The sequence below is a fragment of the Photobacterium sp. GB-72 genome, assembly GCF_003026095.1.
Taxonomy (GTDB): Bacteria; Pseudomonadota; Gammaproteobacteria; order Enterobacterales; family Vibrionaceae; genus Photobacterium.
The window spans coordinates 16104-35708 of the sequence record NZ_PYNV01000015.1 but is presented as its reverse complement, the minus strand read 5'-3'; the positions used below and the strand labels follow the sequence as shown (position 1 = coordinate 35708).

Annotated in this window: 21 protein-coding genes; 10 read left to right on the top strand and 11 right to left on the bottom strand. The window is 36.6% G+C overall.

Annotation, left to right across the window (positions count from 1 at the left end; translation table 11 throughout):
* The first annotated feature begins 4 nt into the window (after nucleotides 1–4).
* Entirely contained in the window at nucleotides 5–676 is a 672-nt protein-coding gene (locus C9J40_RS16005; protein ID WP_107247408.1) for an MAE_28990/MAE_18760 family HEPN-like nuclease, read from the top strand.
* Between the two features lie 171 nt (nucleotides 677–847).
* On the opposite strand, the gene C9J40_RS16000 is transcribed toward C9J40_RS16005, so the two are convergent.
* Nucleotides 848–1768 carry a LysR family transcriptional regulator gene (locus C9J40_RS16000; RefSeq protein ID WP_107247407.1) on the bottom strand — a complete coding sequence of 307 codons (921 nt, stop codon included), beginning with the start codon at nucleotides 1766–1768 and terminating at the stop codon, nucleotides 848–850.
* Nucleotides 1769–1894: 126 nt separating this feature from the next.
* Here C9J40_RS16000 and C9J40_RS15995 point away from each other — a divergent pair, with 126 nt between their 5' ends.
* Nucleotides 1895–2524, top strand: coding sequence for a GrxB family glutaredoxin (locus tag C9J40_RS15995; protein ID WP_107247406.1), 630 nt, complete (start codon nucleotides 1895–1897; stop codon nucleotides 2522–2524).
* 10 nt (nucleotides 2525–2534) lie between these two features.
* Nucleotides 2535–3626: an alkene reductase gene (locus tag C9J40_RS15990; RefSeq protein WP_107247405.1), complete on the top strand. Its 1092-nt coding sequence runs from the start codon at nucleotides 2535–2537 to the stop codon at nucleotides 3624–3626.
* Between the two features lie 102 nt (nucleotides 3627–3728).
* Here C9J40_RS15990 and C9J40_RS15985 read toward each other — a convergent pair whose 3' ends face one another.
* From C9J40_RS15985 to C9J40_RS15970, 4 genes are all read right to left on the bottom strand, one after another.
* Entirely contained in the window at nucleotides 3729–5027 is a 1299-nt protein-coding gene (locus C9J40_RS15985; protein WP_107247404.1) for a type II toxin-antitoxin system HipA family toxin, read from the bottom strand.
* Nucleotides 5028–5029: 2 nt separating this feature from the next.
* Complete coding sequence (locus C9J40_RS15980; protein WP_045151640.1) at nucleotides 5030–5290, bottom strand: helix-turn-helix domain-containing protein; 261 nt, start codon at nucleotides 5288–5290, stop codon at nucleotides 5030–5032.
* A gap of 396 nt (nucleotides 5291–5686) precedes the next feature.
* Complete coding sequence (locus tag C9J40_RS15975) at nucleotides 5687–6670, bottom strand: rhodanese-related sulfurtransferase (RefSeq protein WP_107247403.1); 984 nt, start codon at nucleotides 6668–6670, stop codon at nucleotides 5687–5689.
* Between the two features lie 272 nt (nucleotides 6671–6942).
* Nucleotides 6943–7269, bottom strand: coding sequence for a hypothetical protein (locus tag C9J40_RS15970; RefSeq protein ID WP_107247402.1), 327 nt, complete (start codon nucleotides 7267–7269; stop codon nucleotides 6943–6945).
* A 333-nt stretch (nucleotides 7270–7602) separates the two neighbouring features.
* On the opposite strand from C9J40_RS15970, the gene C9J40_RS15965 reads away from it, so the two are divergent.
* Together C9J40_RS15965 and C9J40_RS15960 are read left to right on the top strand one after the other, a co-directional pair.
* Nucleotides 7603–7962 carry a hypothetical protein gene (locus C9J40_RS15965; protein ID WP_107247461.1) on the top strand — a complete coding sequence of 120 codons (360 nt, stop codon included), beginning with the start codon at nucleotides 7603–7605 and terminating at the stop codon, nucleotides 7960–7962.
* A 388-nt stretch (nucleotides 7963–8350) separates the two neighbouring features.
* Nucleotides 8351–9463 (top strand): alpha/beta hydrolase, encoded by a 1113-nt coding sequence (locus C9J40_RS15960; RefSeq protein WP_107247401.1) that lies wholly within the window; start codon nucleotides 8351–8353, stop codon nucleotides 9461–9463.
* A 66-nt stretch (nucleotides 9464–9529) separates the two neighbouring features.
* On the opposite strand, the gene lepB is transcribed toward C9J40_RS15960, so the two are convergent.
* Nucleotides 9530–10408, bottom strand: coding sequence for a signal peptidase I (gene lepB / locus C9J40_RS15955; RefSeq protein WP_107207142.1), 879 nt, complete (start codon nucleotides 10406–10408; stop codon nucleotides 9530–9532).
* A 982-nt stretch (nucleotides 10409–11390) separates the two neighbouring features.
* Here lepB and C9J40_RS15950 point away from each other — a divergent pair.
* Entirely contained in the window at nucleotides 11391–12323 is a 933-nt protein-coding gene (locus tag C9J40_RS15950; RefSeq protein ID WP_107247400.1) for a Gfo/Idh/MocA family protein, read from the top strand.
* A gap of 66 nt (nucleotides 12324–12389) precedes the next feature.
* On the opposite strand, the gene C9J40_RS15945 is transcribed toward C9J40_RS15950, so the two are convergent.
* Together C9J40_RS15945 and C9J40_RS15940 are read right to left on the bottom strand one after the other, a co-directional pair.
* Complete coding sequence (locus tag C9J40_RS15945) at nucleotides 12390–13172, bottom strand: helix-turn-helix transcriptional regulator (RefSeq protein WP_107207144.1); 783 nt, start codon at nucleotides 13170–13172, stop codon at nucleotides 12390–12392.
* Nucleotides 13173–13264: 92 nt separating this feature from the next.
* Entirely contained in the window at nucleotides 13265–13744 is a 480-nt protein-coding gene (locus tag C9J40_RS15940) for a YbhB/YbcL family Raf kinase inhibitor-like protein (protein WP_107207145.1), read from the bottom strand.
* A gap of 362 nt (nucleotides 13745–14106) precedes the next feature.
* Here C9J40_RS15940 and C9J40_RS15935 point away from each other — a divergent pair, with 362 nt between their 5' ends.
* Both C9J40_RS15935 and C9J40_RS15930 read left to right on the top strand, forming a co-directional pair.
* Nucleotides 14107–14355 carry a DinI-like family protein gene (locus tag C9J40_RS15935; RefSeq protein WP_107207146.1) on the top strand — a complete coding sequence of 83 codons (249 nt, stop codon included), beginning with the start codon at nucleotides 14107–14109 and terminating at the stop codon, nucleotides 14353–14355.
* A 132-nt stretch (nucleotides 14356–14487) separates the two neighbouring features.
* Complete coding sequence (locus C9J40_RS15930) at nucleotides 14488–14865, top strand: cupin domain-containing protein (protein ID WP_107207147.1); 378 nt, start codon at nucleotides 14488–14490, stop codon at nucleotides 14863–14865.
* 46 nt (nucleotides 14866–14911) lie between these two features.
* Here C9J40_RS15930 and C9J40_RS15925 read toward each other — a convergent pair whose 3' ends face one another.
* Together C9J40_RS15925 and C9J40_RS15920 are read right to left on the bottom strand one after the other, a co-directional pair.
* The gene (locus tag C9J40_RS15925) at nucleotides 14912–15262 is read right to left on the bottom strand and encodes a hypothetical protein (protein WP_107247399.1); all 351 of its coding nucleotides are present in this window, start codon (nucleotides 15260–15262) and stop codon (nucleotides 14912–14914) included.
* Nucleotides 15263–15312: 50 nt separating this feature from the next.
* Nucleotides 15313–16053, bottom strand: coding sequence for a GIN domain-containing protein (locus tag C9J40_RS15920; protein ID WP_107247398.1), 741 nt, complete (start codon nucleotides 16051–16053; stop codon nucleotides 15313–15315).
* Between the two features lie 286 nt (nucleotides 16054–16339).
* Here C9J40_RS15920 and C9J40_RS15915 point away from each other — a divergent pair, with 286 nt between their 5' ends.
* Nucleotides 16340–17782 carry a tyrosine-type recombinase/integrase gene (locus C9J40_RS15915; protein WP_107247397.1) on the top strand — a complete coding sequence of 481 codons (1443 nt, stop codon included), beginning with the start codon at nucleotides 16340–16342 and terminating at the stop codon, nucleotides 17780–17782.
* A 119-nt stretch (nucleotides 17783–17901) separates the two neighbouring features.
* Nucleotides 17902–18153, top strand: coding sequence for a hypothetical protein (locus C9J40_RS15910; protein WP_107207151.1), 252 nt, complete (start codon nucleotides 17902–17904; stop codon nucleotides 18151–18153).
* A 54-nt stretch (nucleotides 18154–18207) separates the two neighbouring features.
* On the opposite strand, the gene C9J40_RS15905 is transcribed toward C9J40_RS15910, so the two are convergent.
* Nucleotides 18208–19449, bottom strand: coding sequence for an Nramp family divalent metal transporter (locus C9J40_RS15905; protein WP_304589087.1), 1242 nt, complete (start codon nucleotides 19447–19449; stop codon nucleotides 18208–18210).
* Nucleotides 19450–19605: the final 156 nt, after the last annotated feature.

Below are 19605 nucleotides of genomic sequence, written 5' to 3'. Positions count from 1 at the left end.
TAAAATGGAAGCATTTACTGCTGAATATGATAAGAGAAAAGCTGAAATTGATAGTTATATTCAGTTAATTACAATTTTAGATAATGATGGAGCACAATTATCTGATATTGATGGTAATAATTTTTTTATAAGTGCTGTTCAATCAAAAGTATGTAAAGCTTCTTTTTATTTACTTTTATATAATTTAATTGAAGCAACAGTCATGAATGGGATAACAAGTATTTATGACCGCATTAAAGATGAGCGTTTAAAATTTAATGATATAAAAGAAGATTTACGTAAAGTATGGTGGCATTCAAAATCAGAAAGTATTATTTCATGTCCAAAGAGTGAAGTAACTGAAACTGTTTACAGTCATTTCGTTGATGCTATAAATACAAGTGAAATTGAATTTGGCCGTTTTGTTTCTGGTGTTTCTGGAAACTTATCTGCTGACGGTGTAAGGAGAGTTTGTCATAAATATGGTATACAGCCTGTTAGTGATGGTAGAGATTTAGAGTCTATTAAAATTAATAGAAATAACCTCGCACATGGTAATAAGTCTTTTTCAGATATAGGCCAAGATTTAACAACCCCCCAACTTGTCGAGATAAAAGAACGTGTTTTTATTTTTCTTGATCAATATGTTGTTAATGTGAATTCTTATTTAGAAAGTAATTCATATAAAGAATTGTGAAATAAATGCCGATTATTTCGGCATTTATTATTTACATTAAGATATCTCTATTTAGAGTAAACTTATTTGAAATTAGAATGCCAATGCTGATTACTAACTCTAGAAGTTTAAGTGTATACCTCTTAGGTATTCTTGAGCATAATATTTATTATTCATCTTTAAATTTAATCTCTACCCCAACGTTTCACCAAATCGCTCCAACAAAAACTCAATAAACAATCGAAGCCGTTTGGGTTGATACTGGCGGCTTTGGTAAATCACGTTTAAGTCGGCACTGGCTGAAGATGTCGATGCGTTGAAGTTCTTCATGTAACCATCAAGCACCGTCACTAATCGTTGCTCTTGTATGTCGTGCTGAATATCTAATATCGATTTTAACGCAATGCCTGCTCCATCTAATGCCCACTGTCGGATCACTTCGCCATCATCTGAAAAACGTTTCGGTACTAGGGTTATCACTGTTTGTTGGTTGTCGTCTGTAAAGTGCCATGTTTTCAGTTCTTCATTACTGCGGATCATGGCTAAACAATGATGATCGGCGAGATCTTGCGGTGTTACGGGCGTGCCTTTGTTTGCTAAGTATTCAGGCGTTGCACATAACACTCGCCTGCTGGCTGCCAGTTTGCGAGAGATAAGGTTACTGTCTGCCAGTTCACCGTAACGGATCACAATATCAATCCCCGATTCTGCTAAGTTGGTGAGCTTATCGTCTAAATACAAGTACGGCACAACGTCTGGGTATCGTTCGCAAAATGCCGATATGATGGGTGAGATGTATTGTTTGCCTATGTCTCGTGGCGCCGAGATCTTTAGCGTCCCTCGTACTTCTTGGCTACCGGTTTGAAGTAAGTTTTCTGTCTCTTTTACGCTATCTATTATCTCTAAACAGGCTTGATGGTACAGCGCACCAGATTCAGTTAAAGAAATATGCCTAGTACTGCGATTAAGCAGCTTAACACCGTAGCGATCTTCTAATGCTTGCAGCCTAGCTGTTACTGTTGCAGGTGATAAACCTAACTCTCTGCCTGCTGCTGCCATGCCTTGATTTTTAACGATACTGATAAATAACGTCATATCAGAAAACTTATCCATGCACTTTCCTTTTGTTTATTGTTCAGCTCAGCCGAATAATCTTTTTAAATTTACCCCAATTATCAAATTCTATCCAATGAATATACTGACGCCATCAAAACAAAAATGTCTAAATAGGAAATAACGATGAAGCTTTATATTTATGAACATTGCCCTTTTAGTGCTCGCGTCCGTTATGTGGCTGGAATGTTGAATATCCCACTGACGGTAACTTGTATTGCTTATGATGATGACAAAACCACGAATGCGCTCATCGGTACTAAGCAAGTGCCTCTTTTGATTAAAGATGATGGCGAAGCTTTAGCAGAAAGCTTAGATATTATTCAGTATTTCATTGAGTTAGCTCAGTCTAGCGAGACAATTGAGATTTCTAAGGCTGTGTTTGATTGGCAAAAAAACGCGTTTCTTCCATTACAAAAAATCGGCTATCCACGTTGGTCAAACATGGCGTTACCTGAGTTTGAAACGGTTTCTGCCCGACAAGCTTGGCGAGCAAAGAAAGAATCAGACGAGTTAAATTTTGATGCGTTATTGCAAGATACCGCGAATATCGCCAATGACGTTGAATCACTTATTAAGCAAGTAAAAACGATTTTGAAGAATGAGACTAGCCAACCTGTTCGTTTGATTGATGGCGCGATTATGTTCTCTATTTTACGTGGGTTCTTTAGTGCGCCTGAGATCAAGTGGGACAACACAGTAAAGGATTGGATGGAATCATTCAGCGTTAAAACCCACGTACCACTTCTTAAATAAGGTGTCGATAATGAGCAAGCTTTTTGAATCAACACAGCTTAACGAATTGAATCTACAAAACCGTATTGTTATGGCACCGATGACACGTGCGCGTAGTAGTCAGCCGGGTAATGTTCCAAACGCGATGATGGCGAGTTATTACCAACAACGTGCCAGTGCTGGATTAATTATCTCTGAAGCGACGCAGATTTCTGATGATTCGCAAGGTTATTCGTTTACGCCTGGTGTTTATACCGATGAGCAAGTATCGGGTTGGAATTCGGTAACGCAAGCGGTACATAAGAACGGCGCGGCGATGTTTTGTCAGCTATGGCATGTAGGTCGTGTGTCTCACCCTGTATTCCAAAATGGAGAGAAGCCGATTGCGCCATCGGCACTTAAACCTGTTGAAACCAAGGTGTGGATTGCAGATGAACAAGGCAATGGCAACATGGTCGAATGTGTTGAACCAAGAGCAATGACACAAGCAGATATTGATCGGGTTATCGCAGATTTTGCTTATGCTGCAAAACGCGCTATTGATGCAGGTTTTGATGGTGTCGAAATTCACGGCGGTAATGGCTATCTTATCGATCAGTTCTTACGGACTAACTCTAATCACCGTACAGATAGTTACGGTGTCACTAGAGAAAATCGTATTCGTTTCTTACTAGAAGTTGTTGATGCTGTTAGTAATATCATTGGTGCTAATAAAGTGGGTGTTCGACTTGCGCCCTTTATCACTTTTAAAGATATGAATTGCCCTGATATTGTCCCGACTATTTTAGAGGCGGCAAAACAACTTCAAGCCCGTGACATTGGTTACCTGCATTTATCAGAAGCGGATTGGGATGATGCGCCAGTGATCCCAGAACAATTTAGAATTGATCTGCGTGAGTATTTCACTAATACGATCATTGTTGCTGGCAGTTACACACAAGCGCGTGCGGATGAAGTGCTTAATAAAGGCTATGCAGATTTGGTGGCGTTTGGTCGTCCGTTTGTGGCTAATCCTGATTTTGTCTCACGTCTACAGCACCAACAACCTTTAGCCGATCTGGATGGTTCGACGCTATTTGGCGGTAATGACCACGGTTATACCGACTATCCTACTCTTGGCTAATTAAGCCCTAATTCTGAAGGCATAAGTATTAAGGCCAGAGTATTTAAAGCAAGCATATTTAAGGCATGGGTTGTTTGCTTATGCCTTTGTTTATACTTGTTTTTATGCCAATCGCCCTGCTTGCTTTAATACCCCGTTAAATATCGATTCACTAATATCAGTAGGAAAATCGTTGGGCAATTGCTGTCGGACTTTTTCTATCGCACTTGGCGCTTGGTTTTTCATTTCAGTCATTAATTCATTAGCACGCTGGGTAGAAAATCCAACCGCTTTAGCCGTACTTAAAAAATGCCGAGGCTGAATGGTTTGCCATTTGTAATATTTCTTGGTGCCCGTTAATGCCATTGCCATTTTTGCTTTCTGTTTCGGTATGCTGTTTGAATCCATTAAAGGATAAGCAGAAATGATGTCGTATAGCGGTGTCATACTGTAACGGCTTTCAGACTCTAGAAATAAGCTGAAGTTTTTACCGTGTCCATCAATGGCTGCTAACAACCAAAATAAGATCTGTGCTTTGAAAAACACTTCTCGATCTTGGGTTGATGTTCGTGAACCTAATAGAAATTGCATAATACTGGCAATGTTTGGCCCACCGTCTGATTCATATTTTAATGCGGGTGCAACACCTAACGCTTGGCACATGTCTTCTTGGGGCAAACGCATTAGCCAACTGCCGTCTTGTGACCATCGACGATCAAAGCGCGTTAACGCTAATGCTTTTACATCTTCAACATTGATGATGCTGGCATCGTTCACTTCAAAGCCAAATGCTGCCGCGATTTTTAAACATAACCATTCGTTTTCACAGCTATCGCTTAAGTCTATGTTTTTGTGCGGTAAGATCCCGATTGGCAACTTTAGAATATGGCTGGTTGGGGTCGAACCTAACGGTAAATGCCACTGATTTTGATACCATAACAAGCCCGTTTTTTCCTGTGCGCCAGCTATAGATATACGAAAGTCGTCCATATCATCTAGCATGCCGAGTGGCGCATCACTTTGATAACCTCGTAATACCTGTGCCATTCGAGATTCGGTTAATGGCTCTGCTTGTATTTGCCTTACATCTTGTAGGCTATGTTGTGGTGAATAAAGCTGAATAGCGCCAACACAATCGCCGCCTATTTTACTTAGTAGATCAAAGGGGCGTTTGGTAGCAGCTTGAAAGCGGGATTGAATACGGCTGCGAATTTCTTCGTTATCAGGCAATAAGTTATCGAAGAAGTTGTAAGGAATATCACCATGATAAGCATCGTGGCGTAACGGCATAGAAAGTGAGATCGCACGAGCTCCTGCTCGTGATAACCATGTTGGATCATATTGAAACGATATCGCACCAGAGCTTGCTTTGGTTAAGCTGCCGACTAAGATCCCATTCATTGCAACCGTTAACACATCCATGTTTACCACTCCTCATTCCATTTCTGTTGTGTGGTGTGTGGTTCGCTGTTTGTGTTACGCGGTTGAACATGCAGCTCTAGATCTAATGCGGCGAGTAATTTAAAAAGCGTTTCTAGCTTGGTACTTTCTGGGTTATTTTCGAACGCAGATACGGTGGTTTGTTTAATACCGACCAGTTTAGCTGTATCACTTTGGGTTCTGCTTTGGGCTTTACGTTGATCTCGCACTGCATTGGCGAGCATTTTAGCTGATGTGATTTGCATGGTTCCCACTTTAAATTATCCGCTATAAAGGATATTTAAAGTATATCCCTTATAGCGGATATTTACAATTTATCCGCTATAGAGGATATTATTGTGTTATCCCCTATAGCGGATAATACGTTGATACCCATTCCGTTGTGGAAGCGTTTTTCCCAACCCACTTGTAGATCGGCAAGTATATGAATAGATTCGGGATGGAAACTGAATACTGCATTATTTGTAGTTATATTAAGAGTATCTAGCTGACTATTGATTGACTGTATGCATATAACATTAGGTGAAATATCAACACATAAACTGCATTAATAAAAAGGGAATAAACACAAATAACTCTTTCTAGTTAAAAATGTCTATTCCTTTTGTGTTTTATCATTTGAAAGCAGATATTGTTTTATCTTACTTTTTAGCCGCTCGTTGCTGCTCTTTATGGGCAAGTTTGGCTTTTTTACGTTGCTCTATTAGTTGAGCTGCATCACCGCCGACATGGGTTTCACCACGCGCATTCGCTAATTGCACTTGTTTTTCACGTTCACGGAAACGGGCTTTTTGCTCATCACTGTGTTTATCAATACATTTTGGACAACTTACGCCTTTTTCAAAATGCTCTGATAATTGCTCTTCTTGTGTGATTGGCAATCGACAGGCATTACACACATCGTAATCACTTTTTTCTAGTTGGTGGTTAACAGCAACTCGCCCATCAAACACATAGCAGTCGCCTTCCCACATGCTTTCTTCTTGTGGGACTTCTTCAAGGTATTTAAGAATGCCACCTTCAAGGTGATAAACTTCTTCAAACCCTTGCTCTTTCATGTATGCAGTTGATTTTTCACAACGAATACCGCCAGTACAGAACATCGCAACCTTTTTGTGTTTGTTAGGATCGAGGTTGTCTTTTACGTATTGCGGGAATTCACGGAAGGTTTCTGTATTTGGATTTACGGCGTTTTTGAATGTACCAATATCGACTTCGTAATCGTTACGGGTATCAACCAGAACAACATCAGGATCTGAAATTAATGCGTTCCATTCGTTAGGTTTTACGTAGGTTCCCACCACGTGACGAGGATCGATCCCCTCCACACCCATAGTAACGATTTCTTTCTTAAGTTTTACTTTGGTGCGGTTAAATGGCTGCTCTGCATTAAATGATTCTTTATAAACAACGTCGGCTAAGCGCGGATCTTGTTTAAACCAAGCTAGTAAGGCATCAATAGATTCTCGTTTACCTGCTACGGTGCCGTTTATCCCTTCACTAGCAAGAAGCAGTGTGCCACGAATGTGATTGACTTCGAGCAATTCAGTTAATGGTTGGCGAATTTCTTGGTAGTTATCTAATGCGACAAATTTATACAGCGCACATACAACGTATTGAGACATGTATTTTCCTTCTGCGAGCTGGAGCGTAAATCCAGTGCTTTATGTATTCTATTTATAATAGTGAGTTTAAAACTTGCGCAGTATAGCTAAGTCGGTGTATGACAAAAACCAACTAAAATCAGGGATATATATCGGCAATTATTGTAGGGCTTTAAAGGAAAGCGTTGATACTAAGTGATTTACAACGCTAATTGTACTAGTGCTTAAAACATAAAAAAGGACATACACGCAGAGGTATATGCCCTATTGGAACCATATTTTATAGAAGCTAGTTACTTACAGTTAAATTCCATCATAACTTTATGTTCAGAGTTTAATACATCACCACCTAAGAAAAACTTGCTCGCCGTGTTTGCAAGCTCAGTGGTTTTCTCATCAACGGCATGATCGAAATTACTCTGTTCAGAAATCACATAGAAGGATTTACCTAAATCTTTACATGTCTTTTTTGCCGTCGCATTTGCAATTTGTTTTGCTTCTTGCGCACTGCTGCCAGTCGCTTCTACTGTATAAGAATTCTCTTTCGGTGTAACAATACCTGTCTGTGCAGCACAACCTGTAAGAGCAAGGAATAAAGATGGAATGATTAACTTTTTCATAAACGACTAACTTCACTTCTATATATGAACGGTGTTTTATTATGGTATCTGTTAACCCTTAATAAATCAATGTTTTTTATTTTCACGATAAAAATATTTGCTTGTAGTTAATTTGAAGATCGTGAGTGTCACACAACGCATATAGCAAATTAGTGCATGAATTAACGCTTGTCCCCTGCTTTATTCACGGTCGTTTATCTTTCGATAATTGGGCTATGTGGTAATTATTATCATGAACAATTGATATATTTTAAAAACATTTGGTTTAGGTTTATTATTTTCTCCATTTTGAAATTATATTCGTGAATGTCTAATTTTAAACTCGTGTTTCTTATGAATATAAAACGTATTTTCTCTGTATTATTATTAAGTACAATTATAAATGGTTGCAGTAATTTTTCTTCATCTAATGTGCCTGATTTACCTATTAGTCAGCAAACTAAAGGAGCAATTTATATTGCTAAGCATTATTTGCCAGCAAACGTAAAATATACTGAAGTAGGTAAAGTAAAAGCTAATGCTAGATATGGTTATGACAGTGTTGTGACGTTATACCCACTATTAGCAGATGAAGCGAGAAAAATTGGTGCCAATGCCGTTATTGATTTATATGGTGGTCATACTGTTACTGCTTTTTCTTGGGGAGCTCCTTATACCGGCGGCACAGCAATTAAAGTTGAAGACATTGAGTAATTAAAACAATATGACGTAGAAGTTTATTAACCCCTTTCTTTGATAATCTTTTTTATAATTTACTCTATTTCCGTTTGCCTGTACTGAAGCTATCAGTACAGGTTTTTTTTATATCCTTAATATGGCTCACTGCTATATGCGGCAGTATAAAACCAGCCCTATAAGTGACGTTGTAACTATGATAGGTATGGTTGATGGTTATAATCACTTGTTGTTTATATAAATTTACCATCTTTTTAATCTTCAGTTATTTTTTAATAATATCAATTTGTTAGTTGAAGGTTTGGTTTTGGTTTGGTTTTTATGTGGTTATGGTTTAGACGAAAAACACGGATTTCCATAACCTGAGCACATTCCAGAAAACACCGAACAAATATAGAGGGTTTAAATGACTTCTTATAGAAAACTATTACTCGCATCATCGCTTATGGTACTTGCCGGTTGCAACTCGGGTTCAGTTTCAGATAGTAAGACAACAATTACTAAACAAGTAACTAAACCAGCGGCAGATTATAATTTTAATAATGAAGAGATCACTGAGCTTTATAACGACCGTGATCAAGTTCTTAATTCAGTAAATTTTTACTATAACGGCCAAGTATATGATCGTGTATTGTTTGGTGAAGAGCTTGATGACGATATTACCGTTATCCGATTAATGGATAAATATGCCGAAACGATTGATCTTATGATCAACCGTAATGAAGAAGCTGAATGTATTATTTATAGTGATAATCAATATTCAGATAAATTTGACTGTGGGAAAGAAGTACAATCAGTTGGTGAAGAGACAACGGTTATTCAATCTAAATCAGTTAATGATTATACCCCAATATTACTAGAATATAAGAATGAAGACTTTGAGTATTTATCGCATATTGGCTCTACAGTTTTAACAGCCATAAATGAATATGATCAAGTTGATATTGAAACATCTGCGGCATTTAAAAACTTTTTACGTGATAACTTTGGCCAAGTTGTATCAGAACGCAATCAAAATAGCTCAACATTAGGTATTTCTACATTTATTCAATTAGCCAATATTGTTCAAATATATCAAGACCGTTCGATGATGTTGAAGTTCGATAATATCATTAATGGTAGTGTTGACGATGATGTAAATATGTATACAGGCCTGATGATCCGTAACCATGAGATTGACACTATGGTAACTAAAAATGGTTCAGTATTCTCTGGTGGTACGGATCTATTTAGTGCTGGTGTTGAACGAACCCTTGAACGAAAAGCAGCAACCAATGCTATTGAGCTTAATAAACAAGTCGGCGTGCATAGTTGGTCTGATGGTGAAAAGACAGCGAAAGAGATCCCGTATTCGGATGTGAGTCACCGCAAACAAGCAACGTATTTTAAGACTATGCTTGGTGATAAAGGTGTCGATTTCTACATGTACACGCTAGATTCTGCACCAGCAAGTGGCGAGCACTGGGTAACGAAGAAAGAGTCAGATAAGTATAATCTGATTCAAAATATTACAGACTAATAAAAAAACCGACATGTTGTTAGCATGTCGGTTTTTCTGGTTTTATCTTATTGTTTGGTTATCGTTCTAATGAATGCTACCGATACGGTTGAAGCGAACACCATTAGGTAACCAATGTGGCCACATTGAGTCTGGGTTATGGTTGAAAGTAAAGCTAATCCAAATGAAGGTCGCTTTACCTACTAAGTTCTGCTCTGGCATAAAGCCCCAGTAACGGCTATCTAAGCTATTATCTCGGTTGTCACCCATTGCAAAGTAATGACCCTTTGGCACTACCCATACACCCATTGGTTGACCTGGCTGTTGGTAATAACGATTAATTTGCTCTGGTAAAGTTGGATCACGCAGAATGTGGTGAGTCACCTTACCCAGTTCTTCTTTATACTCGTTTAGCTGTGTACCTAATTCAGTGAAATTAGTTAAGCCAACATATTGTTTTGGTACTTCTTTTGCTACTGGACATACTTTCTGTCCGTTACAAGCTGGTTTGATATAAAGGGTTTTGTTTTGGTAAATAATAGTATCACCCGGTAAACCAACCACGCGTTTGATTAAATCAATTTTCGGATTTGATGGATCAATAAATACTGCTATGTCACCACGTTGTGGCTTACCTGTTGGGATTAATGTTTTGTGGAAAATAGGATCGCGTAGGCCGTAGGCGAACTTTTCTACCCCAATAAAATCACCAGGTACTAATGTCGGCTGCATAGAGCCACTTGGAATTTGAAAAGGTTCGATAATAAATGATCGAATAATTAAAATAGCAAATAACACCGGAAACATTGAGCGTGCTTGAGCAACCCAACCTGTGTTCTCCTGTTTAACCCCTTCTCGTTTAGGTTGCCACACGAACTTATCTAACGCGAAAATAACACCTGTTATTAAGGTCGCGAGAGTAAGAATAAGTGCGAACATTTCTGCAGCGTTGAATATTGAAAGCATGTGCTATCCCAAAAACTGTGTAAATAGAATAATCTATAAATAATATTATTGCGTATTGAACATGATTAATGTGCTAAATAAAACGGTTATATTTCGGAAACTATGATCTCAATTTATCAATCTATTTGATCTCATCGCTTTTACTAATGTTTTATGTTGCTCATTTTATTGATAATCCCCTCATTCTAATAGAATAATAGGATATAGAGTAAAGCCTACACCAAGATTGAGCTCTGTGAGTATTTTAATGATGCTAGGGCTTAATCGCTTGGTGAGTGCCCCATGCTGTAAGATGTTTCATAACCATGTTAACGCATTTGTGTTCAATTTCATCCCTTTTCTGATTAGCTTCATTAGGTATATCGTTCAGCCATTGGCAATTAGGCTATTTATATAAACATAAGCTTACATTCTATATTGGTCTAGTAATTCAAAATATTACTAACGGTTGTTTAGCATTTGAATGTTGTTCGGATTAATTTTAGTTCAAAAAATGGCCTTAATGTATAAAATCATCACTTTATGTAATTAATTTATAAAATATTTTCTCAATCGCTGTTATTCTTAAGGGGTATTATGTTACGTTTTATAGATAGAAGCATATTAAACAGAGTTATTATTGTGAAGATGCCCATAGCAACAAACAAAATCTTTTTTTACGCGTCGTTAGTATCTACTATTGTTTATACTTGTGAGTTATTTTACTTAACATTACATCGGACAACCACACTGCCCCATTGCATTATTATTTCCCTTTTAAAATGTGTGGCAAGCTGCGTTATCTGTTTAATTTCATTACAATCTATCTATCATAAACGAGAAGATAAATTTAATGAGAAAATGAAAAAGTATGATGATCCTACTTTAAGCCAAGAGAGTTCGGAAAATAAACACCGTTAAAGTGAATGTCTTAAGCCTAGCTTCAGCTTCTTTGAGATATAAAGCATTTCGGTTCATAAAACCAATACGTTAAGGGTTAAAAATGCGAATAGGAATTGTTGGGCTAGGTGATATTGCACAGAAAGCGTATCTCCCAATTATGACGCAACTGAAAAATGTAGAGTTAATTTTTTGTACACGCAACCCTACCGTTTTAAATGCATTAGCTGATAAGCATAATGTCACTTGCTGTTTTGATGATTACCGCCAATTAAATAAAAAGAATATAGATGCGGTGATGATCCATGCTGCAACACGTAGTCACTATGACATAGCGCATTGGTGTATAAAGCAAGGTATTCCTACGTTTGTTGATAAACCGTTAGTTGATAATGCAGAGCACGTTGAACGTCTTTACGAGCTTGCAGAACAACATAACACCCCACTTTATGTTGGTTTTAACCGTCGTCATATCCCTCTATTTAACAAACATCTACCAGAGTTAGCTTCCGGAAATATTGGTGAATTACATTCACTGCGTTGGGAAAAAAATCGCCATAATCTGGTTGGTGATATTCACACCTTTATCTTTGATGATTTTATTCATGCACTTGATAGCGTTAACTTAAATACTAAATCGACACTCGATGATGTTTATGTTACTCATCAAATGTTTGGTGATCAGCTTTCACGTGTTGATGTGCAATGGCAAGCAGGACAATGTCTGCTACATGCTTCGATGAATCGTTTAAACGGCATTACCAATGAATGTGTTTCTGCCACTTATCATAACCAATCTTACCAATTTACTTCTTTTATGCGTGGTCAACGCTGGCTAAATAATGAAGAAAGAATTTTAACATCAGAAGATTGGATGCCAATGTTAGCAACCAAAGGGTTTGATGCGATGATTTCTGATTGGTTAAGTGTGGTAGAGTCTGGCAATATGCCACTGCATACTATAGAACGTAACATTTCAACGCACCAATTAGCGGATGCCATTGCCCTTCAATTAGAGGCATTATTTATCCGTTAATGGATTGATATTATTGAATATAAAGATAAATACCATTATCGCTAAAATAAAAGAATGGTATTTATCTTAATGGTGGTATTCAAATGTTTTTTGATATTGTTTTAGGCTCAGACCAAACTGATGTTGAAAACGTTGTGCAAATCGGGCTTCTGATTTGTAACCACATAAATGCGCAAGCTCTATTTGTGAATATGGCTTAGTTTGCAATAAGCTTAATGCATAACCCATTCTCAGTTCTGCTAATACATCCCTAAATTGGGTATTCTCGTCTTTTAAGCGCCTAATTAATGTCGATTTACTTAATCCGAAATGATCACAGACCGATTCAATTGAATGATTGGCTTTGGGATCATCATTAAAATATTGGGTTAACTTGTCTCGCCAGCTTAAATTTCGCATTGAAAATAACTGATGAAGATAACCATTGTTAGCAAGATGCTCAAATAATGCATTAACGATATGTGTTTGCACGTTGGGCTGAATATCCTTCGGCATTGTTATTATACTTTGCCATAAGTATTTCGCCGTTCCATCTAGGCTATATTCAGGTGTTAAACCGTCTTTCTGATTTTCTTGCGACCGTTGAATTTGCTCATCCGTTGGTCGGATCAAAAAACTCAGTTGGGTTGAGAAAAATTGGGTTTGGTTAGGGGTATTGATAAAGGTCAATGATGTATTGCCATGTGCCAATAACCAGTTATTGCTATTGAAGGTGATCCAGTCATTTTGCCAATGCAATTGTTTATTACCCTGTTGAATCCAGAAAATGGAAGGGTAAATAATCGGTACATTACGCAGGTGCTGCGGTCGATTACCATTATAATAATTAAGTTTGATTATGCCTGACATGTTTTTATTATATAAACCTTGTGACTGGTTATTGATGATACACAATAAATAGACACAAGGTTTATCTCAATGATTATTAATATAAGCGTTATTTATCGAACATATGTTGGGGTAATCGTTGATTTGCCCAATGCTGTTGCGTTTAGCATAAAGCTAACTAATGCACATGATGCATCATCTGGCACTTCAAGTTTTTCTACTGGCAGTGCCCATACTGTGAATTGGTAACGATGCATACCGTGACCTTCAGGAGGACAAGCGCCGCCGTAACCGTTAAACCCATAGTCATTACGCATCTCTAAACCAGCCGCAAGTTTACCTGATGCGCCCTGCTCAAGTGATGTAGTCGATGCTGGGATATTGATCACTTGCCAGTGCCAGAATCCGCTTTCTGTTGGTGCGTCTGGATCAAAACAAGTTATTGCAAAACTTTTTGTTCCTTCAGGTGCGTTTTCCCATGATAGCTGCGGAGAAACGTTATCACCGTCGTGTCCGAAGCTGTTAAATGAAAAGCGCTTGTCTTTTAATTGGCCTTCTACAATGTCTTGGCTATGTAATGTGAAAGTTGTCATTTTTTATATCCTATTATTTGCTGTTGGAATAATGATAGAACTATTTTGACAAAAAGGAATAACAATAAGTTCCAAATTTCGTTTAAAATATTTATTTTTGATACTTATTGTTTAAGCTGTAAATTATTTTTATTGAAATGCTAATCGCTTTTTCAGTGTGGGTTAATGAATGGCGTTATGACAGTATCAAATGAACGTTATTTTGATTAACTATCATTAAAGATGTGACAAAGATCTCTGTTGTTATTGGGCAACAGTATTAATGAATACAACTAATTACAACGATTTAAATCTTGAATTGATGTTAGTTACTACTGTTTATAAAATCAGTGTTGTTATATACAGTTGGATGTAATTACTATATGCGTATTGAATTAATGCTTAATAAACTCAACCTATCTGATGCTCATTTTTCAAAGATTGATGATGAATTTAACAGAAGAGTATTAATGAACTGGCCGGATGCAAATATTCGTGTTCGTCTTGGTGGTGGAAATAATCTCACAGTGCTTGGTGGTTTTGCCGATGATAAAGAACGCGTTGAAGCACTGCTACAGGACATGTTTGATGAAGCAGACGATTGGTTATACAACGATCACGATATGTATTAATTAAGATATAAGATTCTTAACCTGATTTTGTAGCACGTCAATTTGGTTTTTTATCTTTCTTTTTTGGCTATCTATAAAATAACTTTCTTCACCTATAATAACTATATCTTCAAATAGTTATATGGTTTTATTATGAGTGATTTTGTTTCTAAAAACATCTGGTCTGATTTTACAAAAGAACCTGATATGCCAGGTTTTAGTTTCCGAGATACAGATGAAAAGAATGAAAACTGTGTAACAGCTTTACTTGAACGATGGGAAGCTGGTACGTTTGAAGCACCCCATCATCATCCTAATGATGACATGTCGATCATTGTTAAAGGTGAAATTGTTATTCAATTTTACGTCAAGAAAGATGGTGAACTCGCTAAAGATGGTGATGAAATGACGCTAACTGCAGGCCAAACGGGTTATATTCAAGCAAACAGAATACATAGTGTTTTATACAAAACTGATTGCGATATGGTGTATATCCAAGATCGTGTATTTGGTTTTGAGAGTGACGAATAATTAGATGCTATCTAAAGCAGCCATTCTTCTGAGTGGCTGTTTTTGTTTACAGCACAATCCATGGTTCATGCTCAACGAGTTCAATCGTTACTTTCTCCTCTCTTATTACAAAGTTTAGTGTTTCTTTATAGTGATCAATTTCATCTTGGTTATTACAGGGCCAGAAGAAATGAATACCGTAACTTACACTGATCACACCACTATTTGAATCTTGTGCCATTTCTACCATATCAACATTTAAGCTAGCTGTTGCAAATTGATATCGAAGATCTTGTTGATCATGTTTAGTGAACAAAGCAGGTGAAAATTTATCTTCATGGCTTTGTACATATTCGATTATATTTTCCGCGATGGAAAGCTTGTTATTAATTGAAAATGTGACTGTTTGTATTGTCATGATCGACCCCTATCAAATTAAGACTACCATTACATATTTACTATAAAACGTCAGTTCTGATAACAATACGTTATTTTACTATTGTCACTAGCGACAATTGTTGAATCAGCAGCTTTATTTATTGTGATTGATGAATCATCTTCCATAGAACCATTTATTGTACTGTTCGCCGTATTGCACATAGTGGCAATTGACTCCTCTTTCATGTTTAATTCAACAAGGTTAACGCCTGATGTTAAAGAAAATAAAGAATCAGTGGCGAGTGATAATTTTAAAACTCCAATGGGTTTATTGATCTCAATAGATGATGATTGAAAGGCATTAACGATAACTTTTTCAGCAACAATACCGACCTTCACATGCGAATTGTCTGTTGCAGTTATATCGAGATTCGTTGTTGAACCGTGAAGTTCGGCATAACTTTTATTCGATACATTAGCGGTGAATGTAGTTTCATCTAGGGCACAGCCATCAATATTTACCTTTGCGTGATTAGCGATATCAATTTTATTCAAAGGTTTAGAAACAATAACACGAGCCGTAATGTTAACCTTAGGGTTATCTTTATCTGTAGAATATAATTTAAGTGTCGCATCATTCACTTGTAACATCACCATTTCGAGTTCATCACCCGTAAACGATATTGATGGTAACTTTCCGCAACTTATATCTAACACTAAATTTTTAAGGCTCATATCTATTTCATTAAATTGCTTGAGATAGATATTCGTTGCACTGACTGAAGTAGAAAAAAGGCAACAAAGCCAAATAGCTCTCTTTAACAAGTTCATACCTACATCCTTTTATCTCCATTAACTTTAATTATAAGTAATAACTTTCTAATTCAGCGTATTAAGTTTACAACCCGTATGTGACAGGGTAACACTTTTATGAATCACTAATTCGTAGGTTAATCTCTTAATTTATTTAAAATACCAACAAAAAAAACAGGGTTAATAACGGTCAGTATATCTTTGTTGATGATCCAGATCTTTCGACTAACTAACAGATTTATATAGTAATTAAATATCAGTCTTATATAATATCTCTTATAGCAGATCTAAAATAACTTATGTAATGCAGAACAAATTCCCTATCGATCCAAGAGCCGCGAGTTTAAGAACCACATCGTTACGTCAGCAAACACAATTAGCAGAACGCATTAATCATATAAATTATGCTTCGACTAATCCTGCGTTATCTTATGTGTATTCATTATCAGCGACTGACACCACCGGCGGTCAAGCTAATGCGCGTTATTCACTTGAAAGGCTTGCACGCTATGTATTGGGAGATAGCTTCCAACTCATTGATTGGATTGAACTATTTAATAATCAAGAAAAGCTGATTGATGCAGTTAAGTCATTTCTGATTGCTCGCGCTAAACAAAAAGCTAAAATGAAAAATCATTACTTCAGTGCGAATGAGCCAATAAAGAACTTACAAGTAAAGCCATTACTTAACGCTTTATTGAATGTAGCTAAATTTCTTAGAGATAATCAAAACTTACCTGCCTCTCGTGTTGTTGAATTTAAAGATCGTGTCGCAGTTTTTGATCTTGGAAGTTTTAAAAACTCAACGATAGAAAGTGGTTGGCTTCAACCGATTTTACCTCAGCACTATGCGTTTGAATTATCAAAACAATCAAAAGTGATGTTAGAGGCCTTTAGTTGTTTTTGTATTCGAAGTTGTATTGAGCGTTTTGATTGGACTGGTATTTTATATGCCCCTATTCTTCAATCAACGATGCAATCGTTTTTAAGTGATCGAATAGATAACCAAATCAGCGATCAAAAAAAAGCCTATGCGCCAGCAACTGCTGATAATTTACTTCGCATGTTACGCGGTGTAGCTCAACATGCCTGGCTCGCTGAGTTGATCTCAGTTGAAAATTTAGAACGTATAAAAGCAATTAAATTACCGAGGGGATCTCGTCAATCCAGTGGCAGATACCTTAGCTATAATGAATTAGATCATATTTCAGCTATTACGCTTAATCAAAAGAATGAAACTAAGGCATTGAGAGATAATGCTATTTTTTGGTTAATGTATGAGGCAGGTTTACGTCGAGCAGAAGTGGTCAATATAAATACCTTTGATATTGATATGGATCGGTGCCAGCTACGTGTTGTTGGTAAAGGTAATAAGGAGCGCTATGTTCCTTTCTCTCGAAATAGTGATTTATATAACGCGATGGAAAAATGGCTAGCCATTCGTTTGCAAGATTTTAACCCGAATTTACCTGCATTATTTTGCACTATTAATCGTTACCAAACATTGACTTATATGCGTTTAACAACACAAACACTTAATGATTTGTGTAAAAAACTCAATATGTTAGGTTTTTCTCGTATTGTTTCACCCCATGATTTTCGACATTCAGTGGCAACTAATCTTTTGCGTTCAGGTTACGACTTATTATTAGTCAGTAAATTTATGGGACATAGTAGTATTACGACAACCCAACGCTACGATAGACGTACTGATGATGATTTAAAAGGTGTAGTTCCGAGTCGGTAATGTAATTGATAACCTTATGTATTTTATAAAATAACTGCTTACCTCACATTTATTGTAAAACTTAATACTAGTAATTAACACTTATGAAATATAATACGCCATAGAAAGGAGTATTTATCATGAAAATGTGTGTCATTAGCTCATTAATTTCGATTTTTTTACTTATCTCTTTCCCTTCTGAGGCTCAAAGTGTGAAACAGTATAAGAATCAATACAGTGTTATACCTTGTGAAGGCTTAAAAACGAAACTAGAAAGCTTAGAAAAGCGTTCTAAAATGATCTTAAACGTTGCATCAGAGAAAGCTAAAAAAGAATTTAAATATAAAAATAAAGCACTACGTTTATTGATGAAACAAAAAAACTGCCAATAAATAACAAACAAGTGACGTTTGGCTTTTATTCATCTAATTGATTGGATGTATTATTTAAGAAAGTGTCACCATTAGGTATATGTTCAAGGCAACAACAAGAGCAATGATAACAATACCTGCATAACTAACGTATTTATTGTTTTTAAACTCACCCATTAGTTTTTCATTATTAGTGAAAATGAGTAACGGTATAATAGCTAATGCAATACCAAAACTAAGAACGACTTGACTCATCACTAAAATTTCAGTGGTATTAATAGCAAGCCCGATAACGATAAATGATGGGATCATTGTAACAAGACGGCGTAATAACAAAGGGATCTTAAATTTTACGAAACCTTGCATTACGACATCTCCAGCCATCGTGCCAACAACAGTCGATGATAAGCCTGATGCGATAAGAGAAATAGCAAACAATGTAGATGCCGCTTGTCCAACAAGTGGCGTTAATGTTTTGTACGCCGTTTCAATCCCAGCAATATCTTGATTACCTGAATAATGGAAAACGGCTGCTGCCATTGCCACAATTGCAATATTCACAAAACCTGCAATAACCATTGCAATGAGTACATCTAAACGTGTTGATTTTAATCTTTTTGCTTTTGTTTCACCGTAAGTATTTTTAAATAGCGCCGAGTGTAAATAAATAACATGCGGCATTACTGTTGCACCTAAAATACCTGCAGCTAAATAAATTTGATGTGAACTATTTAACGTTGGAATAGCAAGACCTTTTATCATCTCGCTTGCAGCAGGATGAGCAAAGAAAAGTTCAATAACATATACAACAGCTACGACTAATAATAATGTTGCAATGACAACTTCTAATGGTTTCTGGCTTTTATTACTTAATAATAAAATAGCCATTGTTACTATGGCTGTTATTATTGCTCCTTCCATTAAACTAATACCAAACAATAATTGGAAACCAACAGCAGCACCAATAAATTCAGCTAAATCCGTCGCCATAGCTATAATTTCGGCCTGAATCCAATATGGAGCTATCGCCCATTTGGGTAGATGTTCTCGTAAATGTTCCGCGAGATTTTTCCCCGTCACTATACCTAACTTTGCAGATAGGTATTGGATCAACATAGCCATTAGGTTTGCCCAAAGAACAACCCATAATAACTGATAGCCAAAAGAAGAGCCCGCTTCTATGTTTGTAGCAAAATTACCGGGATCAATATAACCAATAGCCGCAATGAATGCTGGACCTAGAAGTAGTAGTTTTTTCTTTAGTTTTAAACTGAAGATAGCCATTTCGGGCTTAACAGAAATTGTGGTAGAGACCATAGCTAACTCCTTAAACAATAACTTCATCATACATCGATACAAATGAGAATCAATATCATTTAAGTACTATTAGTGGTTGGTAAGATTTCATAAAATTTATAGTTTTTATTATTAAAACGTGAGATCTTATTTCTATAGTGACTAGTGGATGCTTTG